General features: G+C 71.2%; 7 protein-coding genes and 6 pseudogenes. 5 read left to right on the top strand and 8 right to left on the bottom strand.

The genetic code is table 11. The annotated features are described in order from the left end of the window. Positions 1 to 10 precede the first annotated feature (10 nt). From UG55_RS46970 to UG55_RS10355, 3 genes and pseudogenes are all read left to right on the top strand, one after another. Positions 11 to 565, top strand: a pseudogene (locus UG55_RS46970) (ABC transporter substrate-binding protein); the annotation flags it as partial. Between the two features lies 1 nt (position 566). Next, positions 567 to 1,120 (top strand): annotated as a pseudogene (locus UG55_RS46965) (hypothetical protein); the annotation flags it as partial. Positions 1,121 to 1,236: 116 nt separating this feature from the next. Then, entirely contained in the window at positions 1,237 to 2,253 is a 1,017-nt protein-coding gene (locus UG55_RS10355) for an aldo/keto reductase (RefSeq protein WP_242424123.1), read from the top strand. A 73-nt stretch (positions 2,254 to 2,326) separates the two neighbouring features. Here the strand turns inward: UG55_RS10355 and UG55_RS10350 are convergent, their stop codons facing one another. The 3 genes and pseudogenes from UG55_RS10350 to UG55_RS35085 all read right to left on the bottom strand — a co-directional run. Then, positions 2,327 to 3,652 (bottom strand): NtaA/DmoA family FMN-dependent monooxygenase, encoded by a 1,326-nt coding sequence (locus UG55_RS10350; RefSeq protein WP_066066407.1) that lies wholly within the window; start codon positions 3,650 to 3,652, stop codon positions 2,327 to 2,329. Positions 3,653 to 3,670: 18 nt separating this feature from the next. Then, positions 3,671 to 5,014 (bottom strand): NtaA/DmoA family FMN-dependent monooxygenase, encoded by a 1,344-nt coding sequence (locus tag UG55_RS10345; protein WP_066066406.1) that lies wholly within the window; start codon positions 5,012 to 5,014, stop codon positions 3,671 to 3,673. Positions 5,015 to 5,365: 351 nt separating this feature from the next. Continuing rightward, positions 5,366 to 5,523 (bottom strand): annotated as a pseudogene (locus tag UG55_RS35085) (zinc ribbon domain-containing protein); the annotation flags it as partial. Between the two features lie 97 nt (positions 5,524 to 5,620). Between UG55_RS35085 and UG55_RS10340 the strand changes: the two are divergent. Both UG55_RS10340 and UG55_RS10335 read left to right on the top strand, forming a co-directional pair. Continuing rightward, positions 5,621 to 6,826 carry an acyl-CoA dehydrogenase family protein gene (locus UG55_RS10340; protein WP_066066532.1) on the top strand — a complete coding sequence of 402 codons (1,206 nt, stop codon included), beginning with the start codon at positions 5,621 to 5,623 and terminating at the stop codon, positions 6,824 to 6,826. Between the two features lie 378 nt (positions 6,827 to 7,204). Next, entirely contained in the window at positions 7,205 to 7,459 is a 255-nt protein-coding gene (locus tag UG55_RS10335; RefSeq protein ID WP_066066402.1) for a hypothetical protein, read from the top strand. A gap of 8 nt (positions 7,460 to 7,467) precedes the next feature. Here the strand turns inward: UG55_RS10335 and UG55_RS46960 are convergent. From UG55_RS46960 to UG55_RS10320, 5 genes and pseudogenes are all read right to left on the bottom strand, one after another. Next, a pseudogene (locus UG55_RS46960) lies at positions 7,468 to 9,378 on the bottom strand (RHS repeat domain-containing protein); the annotation flags it as partial. A 1-nt stretch (position 9,379) separates the two neighbouring features. Then, a partial coding sequence (locus UG55_RS46955; protein WP_396230860.1) for a toxin TcdB middle/N-terminal domain-containing protein occupies positions 9,380 to 13,386 on the bottom strand: 4,007 nt, incomplete at its 3' end. A gap of 1,276 nt (positions 13,387 to 14,662) precedes the next feature. Next, positions 14,663 to 14,919 (bottom strand): annotated as a pseudogene (locus UG55_RS46950) (hypothetical protein); the annotation flags it as partial. A gap of 1 nt (position 14,920) precedes the next feature. Continuing rightward, positions 14,921 to 15,428: pseudogene (locus UG55_RS46945) on the bottom strand (tetratricopeptide repeat protein); the annotation flags it as partial. Positions 15,429 to 16,596: 1,168 nt separating this feature from the next. Next, positions 16,597 to 16,788 (bottom strand): IS3 family transposase (locus UG55_RS10320; protein WP_157901503.1); only part of this gene is annotated, 192 nt, incomplete at its 5' end.

Raw genomic sequence — 16,788 nt, 5'->3', positions numbered from 1 at the left:
ACCGCTATTCATGTTCACCAGAAAGAAACCCTGGCGCCTCCTCCACCGCGCGTCCGCCGCCGCCGCGACCGCCGCCCTGGCCGCGGTGGTCGCCGCCTGCGGGAGCGATGGCGGATCCTCCACCGGGAGCGGGGCTTCGCCGGCTGCGGGCGGTGCGGCGGGCGGGTCCGCCGTCGACCTCTCCGATGTCAGCCTCAAGATCGGCTATCAGACCGCCGACTTCCCGGCGCTTCTCAAGGCGTCCGGGCTGTTCGAGGACACCCCGTACAAGTTCCAGATCCCCATCATCGCCGGGCCGGCGAACCAGCTCGCCGCGCTCTACGGCAAGCAGATCGACGTCGGCCAGACCGGCGAGAACACCGCCGCGTTCGAAGCCGCCAACGCCGCCACCCCCTGGGCCGAGGACGCCGCTCCCATCCAGGGCTTCGCCGTGACGTGGACGCCCGACGCGCCCTACCTGTCGGCCGTGTACGTGACCAAAAGCTCCGGCATCAAATCGCTGGCCGACCTGCGGGGCAAGAAGATCGGCTACAACTACGGCGGCAACATCTACGCCGAGTACGTCNTCGCGCTGGAGAAGAGCGGTCTCGGTCTCGACGAGGTGCGCGGCGTGCAGTTCCCGAGCAACCAGGCCGCGGCCAACGCCTTTCTCGCCGGCAGTCTGGACGCCGCCGTCACCAGCTACAGCTATGTGAAGAAGCTGGCCGACTCCGGTGACGCGTTCCAGATCGCCGACATGGCCTCGCTCGGCCTCCTCGGCGGCAGCGGTTGGATCGCCCGGACCGACGTACTGGAGAACCCGGCCAAGCTTGCCGCGCTCAAGGATTTCTACGGGCGGCTACGAACCTTCTACGAGAAGTGGATCCCGACCCACGAGGCGGAGTACGTGAAGGTTCTGGTGGACCAGGTGGGACAGAAGCCCGACGTCGCCAAGGTGAACTGGGAGAACGCCCGGCACTCGACCTTCTACCGGATCGGCGATCCGAAGTTCCTGCAGATCCAGCAGGCGACCGTGGAGGCCGCGTTCAAATACGGCGGGCTCAAGAGCAATATCGCGCCCAAGCTCGGGTTCAACTACACGACGGCCCTGGACAGCGTCACGACCGGCCCGGCCAGCTGATCCGCCGCTGGCCCCCGCCCGGCTGGGCCCTCCGCTCGCGGCAGGCTCGGCCGGGCTTTCGCATGACCTGACGATCCGCATACTGCAGATCCGCGCGACCGAGGGAGAGAACGACGGTGACAGGCATTATTGCTCGACGCAGGCTCGGCGCCCACGGCCTGGAGGTCTCCGCGCTCGGCCTGGGCTTCATGAGCTTCGTGCGCTCCGCCGACGACGACGAGCAGAAGCTCGCGACGGCGCTGGTCAACGAGGCGATCGATGCTGGCATCACCTTCTTCGACACCGCCGACGTCTACGGCCCGGACGTCAGCGAGACGCTGCTCGGCCGCGCCATCGCCGGGCGCCGGGACGATCTCGTGATCGCCACGAAGTTCGGCAACGCACGCGACCGCGACACCAACCCGAACGCCCGCGGGGTGGACGGGCGCCCGGAGTACGTGCGCGCGGCGGTGGAGGGCTCACTGCGGCGCCTCGGCATCGACCACATCGACCTCTACTACCAGCATCGCGTCGACCCAGCGGTCCCCATCGAGGAGACCGTCGGTGCGCTGGGGGAGCTCGTCCAGGCAGGCAAGGTCCGCTACATCGGCCTGTCCGAGCCGGGGCCGCGGACCCTGCGCCGCGCGCATGCCACCCATCCGGTCACCGCGATCCAGAACGAGTGGTCGGTCTTCAGCCGGGACATCGAGGCCGAGACGCTGCCGATCGCCCGGGAGCTGGGCATAGGCATCGTCCCCTACTCGCCGCTCGGGCGGGGATGGCTGACCGGACGGGTGCGCAGCCGCGCGGACCTGCAGGGGCGCCGGCTGGCGCATCCCCGGTTCGCGGAGGAGGTCTTCGACGCCAACCGGGCGCTCGCCGACGAGGTCGCGGCGATCGCCACCGAGGTCGGTGCTCTGCCCAGTCAGGTCGCCCTCGCCTGGGTGCTCTCGCGCGGCGAGGACGTCGTCCCGATCCCCGGCACCCGCCACGCCGAGTACCTGCGCGAGAACGTCGGGGCGCTGGGCATCGCCCTCGCGCCGGAGCAGGCCGAGCGACTGACGGGGATCGCCGGGCGGGTTCGGGGTGAGCGGGCCCTGCGCCCGGCCGCGATCGGGGTGGAGGCGCCCCCGCTCACGGGCGCCCTGTCCTGACACGGCCGGGCGCGGCGGGGCACGGCGCCGCCGCGGGGCGGGGCAGGGCCGGGACCAGCCCCGGCGCCGCCGTTCAGCGGGAGGACGGTGCCGGAATGGGCAGGCCGAGGTGGCCGCGCAGCGTCGTGGACTCGTACTCCTTGCGGAAGATGCCGCGGCGCTGCAGCTCCGGTACCAGCTGGTCGACGATGAGATCGAGACCATCGGGATAGAAGTCGTGGTTGAGGTTGAAGCCGTCGGCGGCGCCCGCGGTGAAGAACGCCTCGATCTCGTCGGCGACCTGCTCCGGGGTGCCGACCACCATCCGGTGCCCGCCGCCGGCGATGTGCCGCTCCAGGAGGTCGCGGACCGTGAGGTTCTCGTTGCGGGCGGTCTGGAGCACGGAGTTGGCGAAGCCGCGGCTGGACGGATTCCAGTCCGGCGAGTCGATCAGATCCCACGGCGGCTGCCGGTCCGGTCGCAGGCTGTCCACCGGCAGGCCGAGCTGGGCGGCGAGTGAGGCCAGCGCGTCGGTGTCGTCGGTGGACAGGCTGGCCAGCAGGTCGCGGCGCTCGCGTGCCTCGGCCTCGGTGCTGCCCAGCACCGGCCACAGCCCTGGCAGGATCAGAACCTCGTCCGGGTCGCGACCATAGGCGTCACGCGCCCGGGACCTGACCTTGCGCGCGAAGTCCAGGCCCTGCTGGAGGCTGTGTTCGGCGCAGAACACCGCGTCGGCGTACTTCGCGGCCAGGTCGATGCCCTGCGGCGACGCCCCGGCCTGCAGGACGACGGGGTAGCCCTGCGGCGAGCGCGGTACCTGGTACCAGGTCCGCAGCCGCAGGTGTTCGCCGGTGTGCTCGACCTCCCGGACCCTGGCCAAGTCGGTCAGCTCACCGGAGTCCTGGTCGCCGACAAGGGCGTCCGGGTCCCACGACTGCCACAGTGCTCTGATCACCGAGATCGCCTCGTCGGCCCGGCCGTAGCGGGCGTCGCGGTCGGGGTGGGCGTCCAGCCCGAACTGGGCGCCGGCCCGCGGCGACTGCGTGGTGACGACGTTGATGGCGGCCCGGCCGCCGGAGACGAGGTCGACGGAGGAGGCGAGGCGGGCGATGTGGTACGGGTGCCGGTAGGTGGACGACACCGTCGCCACCAGCCCGACATGCGTGGTCGCGCGCGCGATCGCGGTCAGTACGACGAAGGGGTCGAGCGCGTTCCAGGGCCGGGTGAAGTCCTGGTGGGCGAAACCGTGTGTTTCGGCGAGGAACACCGCGTCGAGCAGGCCCCGCTCGGCGGTCCGCCCAAGCTTCTCCCATTCGGCGATGTCGACGAAGCCGAGCGGGTCGTCGCGCAGGCGCCACCCACCCGGCGCGCGCCCCAGCGCGTTCGCGTTGACGTTCAGATGCAGCTGGCGGGTGCTCACGGTCCGGTGTTCTCCTGATCAGGCGACGGTCGTGACCGCCGCAGTGGCGGCGGGAGATGCATCGGGTGTGAGCGGCGGGAGGCCGTAGTGGCCGCGCAGGGTGGTGGAGGTGTACTCGCGGCGGAAGATCCCCCGTCGCTGCAGCTCCGGGATCAGCTGGTCGGCCACCTGCTCCAGGCCGGACGGGAAGATGTCGAAATTGATGTTGAAGCCGTCGGCGGCTCGCCGGGTGAACCACACCTCGATCTCGTCGGCGACCTGCTCCGGCGTCCCGACCAGGGCGTTCTGCGCGTGCACGCGCCGTTCCAGCAGCTGGCGGACGGTGAGGTCCTCGCGGCGCGCCACCGACAGCACCGCGGTTGCGGCACCCACGCTGCGCGGCCGCCACTCGGGAGAGTCGACGACGTCCCAGGGCAGCGTCCTGTCCAGGACCAGCAGATCCACCGGGATGCCGAGCTGCGTCGACAACGCGCTCAGGCTGGCGGCGTCGGCGGTGGCCGGACCGTCCAGGGCGGCGCGGCGTGCCTTCGCCTCGGCCTCGGTGCCGCCGAGCGTGATGTTCAGGCCGGGCAGGATCAGCAGCTCGTCCGGATTGCGGCCGTGGGCGGCGGCGCGTGCCTTCAGCGTGCGGTAGAACTCCTGCGCGGTCGGGATGGTGTTGGCCGCGCAGAACACCGCGTCGGCATGCTGGGCGGCGAGGTCGATACCCCGCGGTGACGCGCCGGCCTGAACGATCACCGGCTGCCCCTGGGCGGAGCGTGGGAACTGGAAACGCCCGGTGAAGCCGACGTGCGCGCCGTCGTAGTCCACTGTCGGGACCAGGGGCTCGTGCACCAGCTCACCGGTCTCGGCGTCGGCGACGAGGGCCGCCGGGTCCCACGAGTTCCACAGCCGCTTGACGGCGATCAGCACCTCCTCGGCGCGGGCGTAGCGGACGTCTCGCTCGGGCAGCGCACCCCGGCCATACAGCGCCGCCGCCGCGTCCTCACCCGAGGTGACGATGTTGACCGCCGCCCGGCCGCCGGAGGCGAGGTCGAGTGTCGCGGCGCGGCGGGCGACGTCCCATGGCTGGTAGAAGGTCGCCGACAGCGTCGCGACCAGGCCGATGTGGCGGGTCGCGCGGGCCACGGCCGTCTGGAGCATGAACGGGTCGAAGGCATGCCAGGGCTTGCTGAAATCGGTGGCTCCCAGATGGTCGGCGAGGAACACCGCGTCGAGCAGGCCGCGCTCGGCGATCCGCCCGAGCTGCTCCCACCGGGCGAAATCCAGAAACCAGGTCGGCGGATCGCTGCGCCGCCAGCTGTTCGGCGGCTTCGCGAGCCCATTGCCGTTGACGTTCAAATGCAGGAGTCGTTCGGCCACCCCTGCATCGTTCGGGGCAGCCGCCCCCCGAGGAAGGAGGAACGGCTACAGGTTCGGTGAAGCACGTCTTCGCAGTCGGCGGCGGCGCGGCCGGGGCGGGTCCGGCCGCGACAGTTAAGCGCGGGGCGTCCCATCGCGTTAGCCGGAGCGCGTTGATCCCGCTCGCGCCGGGAGGCGAAGCTTGAGTTGCCACGCCACGCTGAGAAGGGGCCCTGTTGACGTCCTCCCCCCTCGCGAACGAGGGGGATTCCCACTCCTACACACCCACCAGAGGACGTGCGCGGTGTCGAGGTTCGCGGTTCGCGGTTCGCCGACCGGGCCAGCGCCGTGCCTCCCCGCGCGGTCACCGCNCGGCCTGCGGCGATGGTGCACGCTGCGTTGATCCGCGTTGGCCGTGTACCCGCAGGTCGCGCACCGGAACACCGCCTGGCTCTCACGGTTCCCGACGCCGTGTGCCCGCAGGCCGAGCAACACTGACTCGTGTAGGCGGCCGGGACCTTCTCCGCCCTCTACCGAAAGGATTTGTATGTGTTCCCGCGCGGTGCGCCGTTTCCTCCCCGGCCTGAAGGCCAGGGTATCCACGGCGGTATCCACGACGAGGCCCTGATGACCGACCTTGCCGAAGCCACCGCAGCCGTAACCTACGGCTCCCCCCGGTTGCGGGAGCTGATCGAACACATCGCACAGGGCGCCCTGGGACGCGACGAACGCGACGAGCTGCCGTTCGAGGCGATCGACGCCGTCCGGCGGGCACGGCTCGGCGCGATCCGGCTGCCCGTCGCCCAGGGCGGCGGCGCGTCACTCATCGAGCTCTACAAGGTCTTCATCGAACTGAGCGCGGCCGACTCCAACGTCGCGCACATCCTGCGCAGCCATTTCGGTGTCGTGGAGAACCTGCTGCGCGGCACCGGCCCCGGTGCCGCGCGATGGCTGGAGCACGTCGCCCGAGGAGAGCTCATCGGCTCAGCGACGACCGAGCTCGGCGCGAAGGCCGGCGCGACCGACTTCCCGTACGAGACCACGATCACCCAGACGCCGGACAGCCAGCGTCTGAACGGGACGAAGCACTACACCACCGGCAGCCTGTACATGGACTGGCTGCTGGTCAGCGCCACCGGCGTCGACGGCGAGAAGACGCAGCTGATCATCCCTGGTGACCGCCCGGGCGTGCACCGGCCCAACGACTGGGACGGCTTCGGCCAGCGCTTCACCGGCAGCGGCACGGTGACCTTCGAGAACGTCGCCATCCACCCCGAGGACTACTTCGGCACGGACGCATCGGCCGGCGATACCCTCCCGTACCCCGCGACGTTCTTCCACATCCAGCTGAACGCGATGATCGCCGGCATCCTGCGACGGGTGGCCAGCGACGCCGTCGAGCAGGTGCATCGCCGCACACGGGCCTTTTACCACGCGAACGCCGACACGCCCGCCGACGACCCGATCGTGCAGTACAGCGTCGGGCTGCTGCACAGCCAGGCGTTCACGGCCGAGGCTCTGGTTCTCACCGCCGGGGCGGCACTGCAGGAGGCCTACGCGGCGCACGGCACTCCCGAGGAGGCTGAGCTCTCGTTGCGGGCGGCGCTGCTGAACGCCAAGGCGAAGGTCGTCATCGACGAGCTGGCCAACCGCGCGGCCTCGGAGCTGTTCGACGTCGGCGGCGGCTCCCTGGTCCGCCGCAGCGCCCACCTGGACCGACACTGGCGGAACATCCGCGCGATCGCCGCCCACAATCCGAAGACGCTCAAGGCGGTCGCGGTCGGCCGACACGCACTCCACGGCACGCCGCCGCCCAACCAGGGCTTCTTCTAACACCTGCCGCGCCGCCGCCGACGCCCACCGATGGGCGGCACCGGCCTGGCCACGTGAGGCGGTGCGACGGGACGCCCTTCCTGGAGTCGCTCGTGCGCGGCTTGGGGTCCGGGGCCTCGGCCCCGGGGCAGACATAATCGGGAGGTGCCCGGGATATTATCCGGGCCCCTCCCACACCACCGGACGTGCGGGTCTCGCATCCGGCGGTGTCAGGCCGTTCTGAAGCGGTTCCAGAGTTGTGACAGGGTGCGTAGGGCGCGGGCTGCCCAGTAGCGGCGCGGCAGCGCGCGTTGGAGGACTGAGAGCCCTGCGGCCCGGGGCGGTCCGCGAGTCAGACCGGCACCCTCCACTCAGAGCACAGCCGGGAGCAGCGAGTGCGTGGCGGACATCACCAGCCGCCCGCTCTTGCTTCCCCACCCGCAGGCGGGAGTCGCGGTCGTGGCGGCCGGTTCGGTGGTATTCGCCGGCCCGATCCGAAATTCGCTCGACGATTCCGAGCCCGCACCGGCCGCGATCGTGGCCATGCAGCCCGCTGCGTCATCCGACCTCGCCAACTGGGGGCGTCGCGTCGCGCGGGTCCATGACTATGACCACCGCCCGCATGTGACCGCGGCGAGACCGGGCGGTGGCTGACAGGCCCGTCAGGCGATTGGGATTCCCGCGGTCACCGTCTGGTTGTCGCCGCCGAAGGTCTCGATCATCCAGGCTCTGATGGCGTCCCAGTCGTGCCAGACGGCCGCCTGGCTGACGGAGCCGACACTGGCGAAGACGAACGGCTGCGCGGTGGCCTCCAGGGCCCGCTGCGCCCAGGTCGCCGGGGTCTGCGCGGCCGACTGCCAGAAGCTCTGGGCCGGCCCGGGTATCGGCACGTTCTGCGTCACCGCGGCCCCGGTCGGGCCCAGCACCGGCTGGCCGGTCACCGGGTCGACCTGCTGTACGGGCAGCTCGCCCGCGCGGTTCACCATGGCGGTCCGCACGTCCGGCATGCTGTACCGCAGGTAGCCGGCGAGGCCGCCGAGGACGGCTCCCACCGCGAACCCGGTGGCCATGGCGAGGAGGATGTCCTGCGCCGTTCCCGCGCCGCCCGCGTATCCGACGATCGCGCCGTTGCCGGCGCCGACCACCGCGCCCTGGGCGGCTCCGGACAGGACCGCGCCCCAGGCGCCGCTGATCCCGGCCGCGCCGACCGCCGCGCCGAGCGCGTACCCGCCGGCGCCCGCCGCGGCGCCGACCAGCGCGCCGAAGAGGAAGCCGTCCGCGAGATCGCCGCCGCCCCGCCAGGCGGCGTAGGTGCCCACGCCGGCGCCGAGCGCCGAGCCGATCGAGGCCGCGAGCAGGATGCCGAAAGCGAAGCCGGCGCCGCCCGTGACGATCCCCACGACCACCGTCGCGGCGACCAGCGCGGCGATGAGCAGTCCACCGAGCAGCCATTTCCAGAACGCGCCCTCCGGGTCGGCCTGGCGGAGCGGGTTGTTGGACGCGTATGCGTACGGGTTCAGCGCGGACGGCAGCCCGAGCAGCTGTTCCGGATTGAGCAGCGTGAACAGGTCCGGCGAGACGAACCGGCCGAGCCCGGGGTGGTAGTACCGCGACCGGCAGTAGACCAGCCCGGTCTCGTCGAGCTCGTTGCCGAGGAACCGGAACGGGGTGTCGCCGGGGCCGGCGGCGAAGGCGGGCGTGCCGAACGCGTGGTGCCCGAGCCGCAGGAGGATCTCCCCGGTTGCGCCGGTGACGAGCACGACGTGCCCGAGCGCGTCGTGGTGCAGGAACTGGGTCCCGCCTGCTCCCGTCGCGCAGAGCCGGGTATCGCCGTTGGTGACGAACCGGGTGGCGGCACCGTCCCGGACCTCGTGCAGCCCGTCGACATAGAGGGTCTCGGCCGTCGTTCCGCCCGGCGGCGTGACCCGTTTGCGCACCCGCATCCCGGCGTGGTCGTAGGCGTACTCCACCACCGTCCCGTCCGCCTTGTCCACGCGCACCAGCCGCCCGCGCGGGTCGAAGGTGAGCGAGAGGCCGGGAGCGGACACCAGGTTGCCGTTCGCGTCATGCCCGAACAGCTCGGTCTCGGCGCCGCCCGCGGAGGTGGCCCCGCGCAGCCGGTTCGTCCCCGGCTCCAGGGTGATCTCGCCGGGGCCGAACTCGCCGTTGCGCCGGAAGTTCCCGGCGGCGTCGTAGGAGTACGTGTGCTGGAACGCGGCCCCGGCGGCCGAGCCGGTCACCTCGGTGAGCCGGCACAGCGCGTCGTACGCGCAGGTCCGGTCGAACACCGGATGCCCGGGCGCGCTCACCCCGTCGGTGATCGTCAGCGGGTTGCCCACCGCGTCGTAGGTGTAGCTCATCCTGTAGTAAGGGTCGGGCGACGCCGGGCCGCCCGTCTCCGCGTCCAGCAGGAAGAACGACGCCGGGTCGTAGGAATAGGACGAGGTGGTCCCGTTGGCGTAGCGCAGCTCCGTGAGCTGACCGAGCGCGTTGTACGACGCGCCGTCCACGACCCCCGGCACCTCGGCCAGCAGGCCGCGCTCGTTGTAGGAGTACCCGACCACGGCGCCGTCNGGATGGGTGACCGAGGTCATCCGTTCCAGCGCGTCGTAGCCGTAGGCCAGCGTGAACTCCATCGAGCCGCCGAGCGTGGCCGTCTCCCTGGTCTTCTCGGTGAGCAGGCCGCGCGGTGAATAGCCGAACCGCGTGGTGCCCGCCGGGTCGGTGACCTGGGCGAGCCGCCCGATCAGGTTCGTTCCGGTGCCACTGTCGTAGCTGAACGTCTCGGTGACCACTCCGGCGACGGACGTCGCCAGGCGCCGGCCCACGGCGTCGTAGTCCAGCGTGACCTTCCTGCCGGCCGCGTCGACGAGCAGGGCGAGGTCGCCGCGCGCGTTGTGCGCCGCGCGCCGCACGCCGGCGTCCGCGTGGCTGATCTGGATCTTGTGGCCTCGCAGGTCGTGCACGTACTCGGCGAGACGCAGGCCGTTCGGATCCGTGATGCGCACCAGCCGGCCGAGCGGGTCGTGGTCGTACGCCGTGACCAGCGCGGACGACGCGGACAGCCCTTCCTCGACGGCGATCAGGCGGCCGCGGGCGTCGACGCGGTCCACGCGCGGGGTGTCGAAGTGGCCGCGGGCGACGTTGTCCGCGCTCGCGTCGGTGTCGCTGACGTCGTACCGGGTGATCCGTCCGGCCTCGTAGCTGATGCGTGACGGCCGGCCATCGGGAGTGATCGTCTCGACCACGCGCCCCACCGCGTCATAGGTGAACTGGTACCGGAAGGGCGGCGCGGCCGCGTCGTCGGCCTGGTAGTCGAACCCGGTCGAGAAGAACGGGATCGTCCGCTCGGCCTCCAGAGCACGCGCGTTGTAGGTCCGGCCTCCGTCGACCAGTACCTTGCCGTCCTCGGACGCGCTCCGTCGCTGTACCGTACGCCCGAAGCCGTCGAAGTACTCGACGGCGTCCAGCGTGGCCGTCTCGCCACCGACCGGGCGGAGGCTAATTCGCACCGCCAGCGGCAGGTCCGCACCGAGATACTCGAAGGCACTCGTCGGCAGCGCGAGGCTGTCCCCAGGCTTGACCACCGCGATCAGCCGGGCGACCCCGTCGTAGCGGTACTGGGTCCGCGCGCCGTTGGGGTCCTCGACCAGGCTCACCTGTCCCGCGCGCAGGTCGTACTCCACGGTGTGGAGGTGACCGAGCGGGTCGGTGACCTCCACAGGGAAGATGCCGTACGCGTCGTAGACGGTCGTGCCGAGACCGCCTAGCGGGTCCCTGCGCCGGTCCGGGTTGCCGATCGGGTCGTGCCCGTCGGCCAGGCCGTTCACGCCCCACCCTGTGACCCCGTCGCCCGCGTCCATCCGGTGGTACCCGAGGGTGGGGTAGTCCGGGGCATCGGCCCCATAGACCGCCGTCACCTGGTCATCGGTAATCACCAGGTCCTCGCGCCGGGTGAGGTTGCCGAGCTCGACCTCGCCGAGAGGCAGCCCTTCGAAGGGGGCGCCGTCGTAGTAGTACCGGCTCAGGCCGAGCAGCTGTCCGTCCACGCGGGCGCCGCGCAGCTCGACGGGGAGGTTGAGGATCCATCGGGTGGTGTCCTCGGTGTACCGCATGGTGGTGACCAGTTCCCGCGTGGCGCCAGCGCCGCCCGCGTCCCAACGCTCGTGCTTGCCGACCACGTTGCCCAGGTCGTTGTAGGTGAGCGTGGTCGTGTCGGTGAGCGGCGTGTCGCCCCGTTCCACGATCTGGACGGCGGAGCTGGCGAGATGCGGGAACAGGACGCCGGACCCAAGGTCGCGCACGGCGTAGGTGTTCTCCTCGACCCGCAGCGGCCGGTCCGCGTGCGGCCCGCCGTCCGGGCTAGTGATCTCCAGCCGGGCGAGCTTGCCCGCGAGCGCGTCCCGCTCCGCCTGGCTGGCACCCGGCGTGACCCCGCGCACGCCCTGGTGGAACCATGACGTCGTCCGCGCCGGGGGAGCGCCCGCGCCGCCCTCGTCGAGGACCTCCACCCGGCCGAAGCCGCGGAACTCCCGCCCGCGGCCGTCGAACAGCCCGTCGAAGTACCGGATCCGCTGGGTCGTGACGGCGCCGGTCACCGCGTCGCGTTTCGTGACGCGCGTGACGGTCTGGACCGGGAACGGCAGCGTCGTCCGCCAGGGTGTGCCGTCCTCGGCCGCCCTGATCATGTGCTCGGTCGACGGCCGGTACTCCACCTCGGTCACGAGACCGGTACCGTCGTCGACCGAGGCGAGCAGGTGGGGGCGGACCCCGCCGGTGAGGTCGAGATAGCGGTAGTTCCCGCCGGTTCGGTCGGTCGCGGCGGCCGACCACACCAGGCCGGCGGTTCCGGTGCCGAGGAGGTCCGCGGCCTGCGTGCTGGTGCCGCGCTGTGGCGGGATGTGCGCGACGTCGGCGGTGAGGACGAGTTCCCGGCCACCGCGGTTCGTCCACACCAGCGCGTGGCCGTCCCCGAGGTGGACGACGTCAGCGACGCCGTCGCCGTTGACGTCCATGAGCAGCAGCCGGTCCGGGGAGAAGTCGCGGCCGAGGGCCGGGGAGAGGCCGAGCGTGACCCGCGCGCCGAACCGGCCGTTGCCGTAGTTGGGCCAGTAGTCGAGGCGGCCGCCGTGTACCCAGGCGATGTCGGTGAGCCCGTCGCCGGTGAGATCTGCGAGTTTCACCCGGGGATCGGAGAAGAACACGTCGGGAAAGCGAGCCCGGTCGTGCACCCGGGGGATCGCGACCGGTCGCGCCCAGCCGTCAGGGCCGAGATTGCGGTACAGGTAGAACTGCCGCTGCCCGGTCCGCAGCGCGTCCACCAGGCCGTCGCCGTTCAGGTCGAGCAGGCGCAGGTCGGGATCGTCGGGGGCGAACTCCGGCGGCCGCCGCCAGCGGGTGCGCTGGGTCGGCCCCTTGCCGGGCTCGTTCGCGAGGTAACCGAACGGGGAGGCGCGCAGGAGCAGCAGGTCGGCGGTGCCGTTCCCGTCCATGTCGGCGAACGCGACCGCGGGGTCGGAGAGGGTCAGCGGGGCCGGTACGTGGCGCAGCGTGCGGGGCGCGCCGAACCTGCCGCCGTGGTTCGGCCAGTACCGGCGGGTCTGCCCGCTGAGCTGGACGACGCCGGGCAGCCCTTCGGCGTCCAGGTCGACGAGGTTCATGCTGGGGTCGTCGAGCCCGAGCGGTGGGGGCGCGCCCGCCGCGGCACGCAGCGCCTGGTACCGCCGGCCGGGCCGGTAGGGCGTGTAGCCGAGCCGCAGCGTCGGCAGCGCCGCGATCTGCCCGTCCCGCTCGCCCGCGCAGGTCACCTCGACGAGCCGCGAGATCTGGGTGTGCGGGCATTCGTCATAGCCGAAGGCGTACGTCCGGAACGGGTCGTCCTCGCCGGTGAGCCGGTAGTCGACGGCGGCGAGCCGCAGCGCCGTGGTCAGGTCGAAACCGGCTCTGCGGTCCGTGACGACGTCCGGGCGGGCCTCGTAGGCGAGGTCGATCCGGTACGGGCCATACCGGATCTCGCTGAGGTAGAGCCGGCCGCCGTCGCGCAGGTAGCGGTAGTCGATCGCGTTGGCGTTGCGGTCGGCGGCGCGCTCGACCAGCCAGGCCAGGGTGCGCCGGCCGCCGGCGTCGTCGACGCGCTCCACCCGGGCCGCCGCGCCGGTTCCGAGCAGGAAGCGACGCCCACCGCGGTCACGTACCGCGAACCCGTCGCCGGACGTCGTGATCCGGCGGAACTGCTCTTCTCTTTTGGCCCGGTAGCCGCCGGGCGTGGCGACCAGTTCCTCGCCGTCGACGAGGAGCGTGTCGGTGTCGTTATAGGCCGGCAGCCTCCGGTCGGTGCGCCGCGCGATGGTGAGGACCGGCAGGTGCCAGCCGATGCCGTACGGCCCGTTGCCCGCGCCACTGGAGTAGACCAGGCCCATCTCGGGCTGGAATCCGCCCGGCCCGCGGGGGAACCACAGCGGAATCCGGTAGCTCCCGGTACCCGTGTGCAGATCCGGTGACAACGTGTCGCCGATTCCCCGGATCGTGCCGCCGCCGCGCGGCAGCGGCACGACCTCGGGGGCGACCCCGGACTGGTCCATCGTTCAGCCCTCCACCCGGTTGCCGGAACTGTGCCCGCGATCGTGGCGGGAACGAGCCTCGTCGCCGGGACCGCGGTGGCCGTTGCGCGGGTGGAGCGCGTGACGCGGGCAGCGCGCCATCAGACGGGCCGGACCGCGAGGTCGAGGAACCGCGCGTTCGGGTTGGCCCACGCGTAGCAGCCGACCCGGCCCGGGGCGGCGATGGCGCCGTCACGGCCGCGCAGGATCTCCACGCCGTCGAGCCAGGCGATGACCGCGTCGCCGACCATGCTCACGGTGATGTCGAGATCCGCCCCGACGTCGTACCCGGCCGTCAGGTCGACGGCGGGTGTGGACAGCTCCTGGAACGCCCCGGCGACCTTCTTGCCAAGCCGTCGGTAGAGCCGGGCGGAGTCCAGGAGCAGGAAGTAGAAGTTGTCCGGGTCCTGGTAGCGGAAGATGAGGCCTATCCCGTCCGGGCCGTCGGAGCGCAGCCGGGCGCGCAGGGTGAGGTCGCGCAGCGCCGGCCAGTCGGGCGTGATCTTCCTGACCAGGTACGCGCCGGGCTTGTCCGGACTCGTGAGGGAGGCACCGGGGCCGTGCGCACCGCTGGTCTGGCGCACCAGGCTCCCGGCGGCGTCATGGGACCAAGCCGCCGGCCCGTTCGTCGTCGCGCCGGCGTCGGTGACGACGTCGAACCCGGCCATCGGGTCGGCGTCGAAGGTGTCCAGGGATTCGGGCCGGCCGCGCGGGCTGTAGTCGTACTCGGCGAACAGCGTGATCTCGTCGACGCTGGCCGGGTCGAAGCCGGGGTTCGCCGCCGGGTCGACGCGGACCACCCAGTCGCCGGACAGCGGCTGCCCGCGCAGCGCGTTCATCGCCGCGCCACCACCACCGTCGTCCGTCCCAACCATGCCGTCCGCGTCGGTGGCTTGGGTGGCCGACGCCCCGCCCACCCGCGACACCTCGACGCCGAGCCCTTCCGCCGCGCCTCCCCTACCTGACTGGACGCGCAGCTGCAGCTCGCGCAGGCGCGGCTCGGCGTGGTTGAACGGCAGGTACGCGGTGTCCACGGTGAAGCCGACCTCGCCGGTGTCCTGGAAGCCGAAGAACTCGTCGGGGTACTGCTGGCTGAGCGAGAGCCCGAGCGTGTACTGATACACCGCCGTCCCGGCGAGCTCCGCGCGCACGACGTCGGCCACGTCGTCCCCGTAGAAGGCCTCGGCGTAGAGCACCAGGTGCACGTTGCTGATCGCGCGCAGGTCCACGTCGTTGGCGTCCAGCGGGAACTCCAGCNCCCAGCCGGTCGCGAGGGCGCTGTTCTCGAACACGTCCAGGACGTCCTCGTCGGAGGTGAACACGAACCCGTCGCCGCGCAGGTCGAACCGGGACAGCAACAGAGTCTCTGGCGGCTGCAGCCTGATCCGCCGACCGCCTCGCCGGTCCCGTACGAAGCCCGTTCCGGCGTTGGTCAACCTGCCATGCAGCCCTTCGGGCCCGACGAGGCCCTCGACCACGACCTCCACCCGGCGCAGGGTCGCGAGGTGTGCCCCCNGGTACCGCTGGTCGAAATCCTCCAGCAGGGTCTGGAACTCCAGACGACCTGTCCGCTGGAACCGCTGGACGAACGGGAAGGGGTACCGCTCGGCGAGCGGGATCGTGATCTTGAGTGGTAGCCGTTTCCTGGTCTCCAGCAGCCGGTCAACGCTGAACTGGTCGATGTCGGAGAGCAGGAAGTCGGAGGCCAGGAGACCGTGCAGCGCGCTGCGCTCGTAGTCGAAGCGGACGCGGTTGACCACGACGTCGTACTGATACTCGAAGGCCCGCTCCATCAGGAACGCCGCCGCGATCGCCCGGTCGAGATAGGTACGGGAGAGCTGGCGGAGCGCCTGGGCGAGGTTGTCCCAGAGCTCGGAGGTGAACTCCTCGCTGTCGAAATGCTCGAGCTGTGCCCTGGCCTGCTCCAGCCTGAGCTCGGCCAGCTCCTTCTGCCCGCGCGCGACGTCGGTCATCCTCTCGGCCACGGTTACCTGGCCGGTCGCCGCCGCGAGCGCGGCGTTCATCTCGTCGATCTGGCGGGTCATGTTCTGCAGCTCGTACTCCCGGGAGAGCTGGCTACGCCGCCGGGTGAGCAGCTGGATGAGCAGGTTGGGGTCATGGTCCCCGGAGCCGACGTCGAGCAGGCGTGCCCAGTCCGCGTTGATGCGGATCTTCACGTCGCGGATGCCGCTCGCGTTGGTGAACGCGGTGATCTCATCCAGGTAGGCCAGCCGCCGGCTCAGCCGCGTGTACTCGTCCTGCTGCGCGACCGCGTTGTCCCGGCGGGTACGGGCGAGCTTGACGGCGGACCGCGCGGCGCTCTCCTGGGCGAGCGCGGCGTTGACCCGGGCCTCCTCGACGTCGACCGCGGCGGCCTGGGCGTCCACGCCCTGTTCCAGCGCGAGCCGGGTGAATGACTCCTTTTCCGCGGTGTCCTGGAAGGTGATGTAGGCGCGCTCCGCCTGGATGGCCTGGGTTGCCAGGTAGCGCGCGACGTTCTGCAGATACCGCCAGGAGTGGATGGGGACGATCTCGTCGGGGAAACCCAGATAGTTGATGCCGCTGCGGATCTGGCCGAGAAAGCCGAGCGCCTCCATCAGCACGGCGCGGCGCGCGAAGTCGAGGGCGTCGAAGCCGACCTTGTCGGGCGCCTCCAGGAAGGCCGTGGTCTGCCCGGTCAGGTCGGCGAAGGCCCCGGTGTAGAGGTCACCCGAGAGCTCGAACCCCCCGCCGGGGAGGATCTTCACGATACGTTCGTACTGTTCCCGGGCACCCGCCATGTCGCGGTCACGATAACGGCGATGGGCGTCCTGGAGGATTACCCGCGCCATCTTCGCCCAGAGCATCGGGCGCTCGATCGGCAGGTTCAGGTACCGGTAGTCGCGCGCCTTGAGATAGAACGACACGGCGCGGCTGTGGTCGCCCAGCGCCGCGTACGTGTCGCCGATCGCGAGTGGCAGCACGAATCCCTGCACGTGCGCGAGGTACGTCACAAACTGCGTGACGCTACCCAGATACGGCTTCAGCCGAACGAGGCTGTCCTGGTCGATGCGCGCCGAGTAGACCGAGGCCTCGAACTGGCCGGCGGCGTCGCCAGCGAGGTCGAACATCACCGCGATGCCGTCCAGCAGCACGCTGGCGGACCTCGTGTGATGCGCCCCTTTGAATCCGGACAGGTCCTATTAAGCTGATTTACGCGGCATCCTGCTTTTTCAGGTATTCGTCGTAGGCCTGTTGTGGGGTGCGGTAGCCGAGCGCCGAGTGGCGGCGTGTTGTGTTGTATCGGAGTTCTATGTACCGGGCGATATCGCGTCGGGCGTGTTCACGGGTGGGGTAGGCGGTGCGGTGGACGCGTTCATTCTTGAGAGCGGCGAAGAAGGACTC

Origin of the sequence: Frankia sp. EI5c, assembly GCF_001636565.1 — a bacterium.
Classification (GTDB): Bacteria; Actinomycetota; Actinomycetes; order Frankiales; family Frankiaceae; genus Parafrankia.
The sequence above is the reverse complement of the archived record's forward strand: the minus strand, read 5'-3'. Positions and strand labels throughout refer to the sequence as shown.

Excerpts from the sequence above, each read along its gene's own strand:
- UG55_RS10340 (WP_066066532.1), top strand. The coding sequence starts at position 5,621 with ATGACCGACCTTGCCGAAGCCACCGCAGCCGTAACCTACGGCTCCCCC.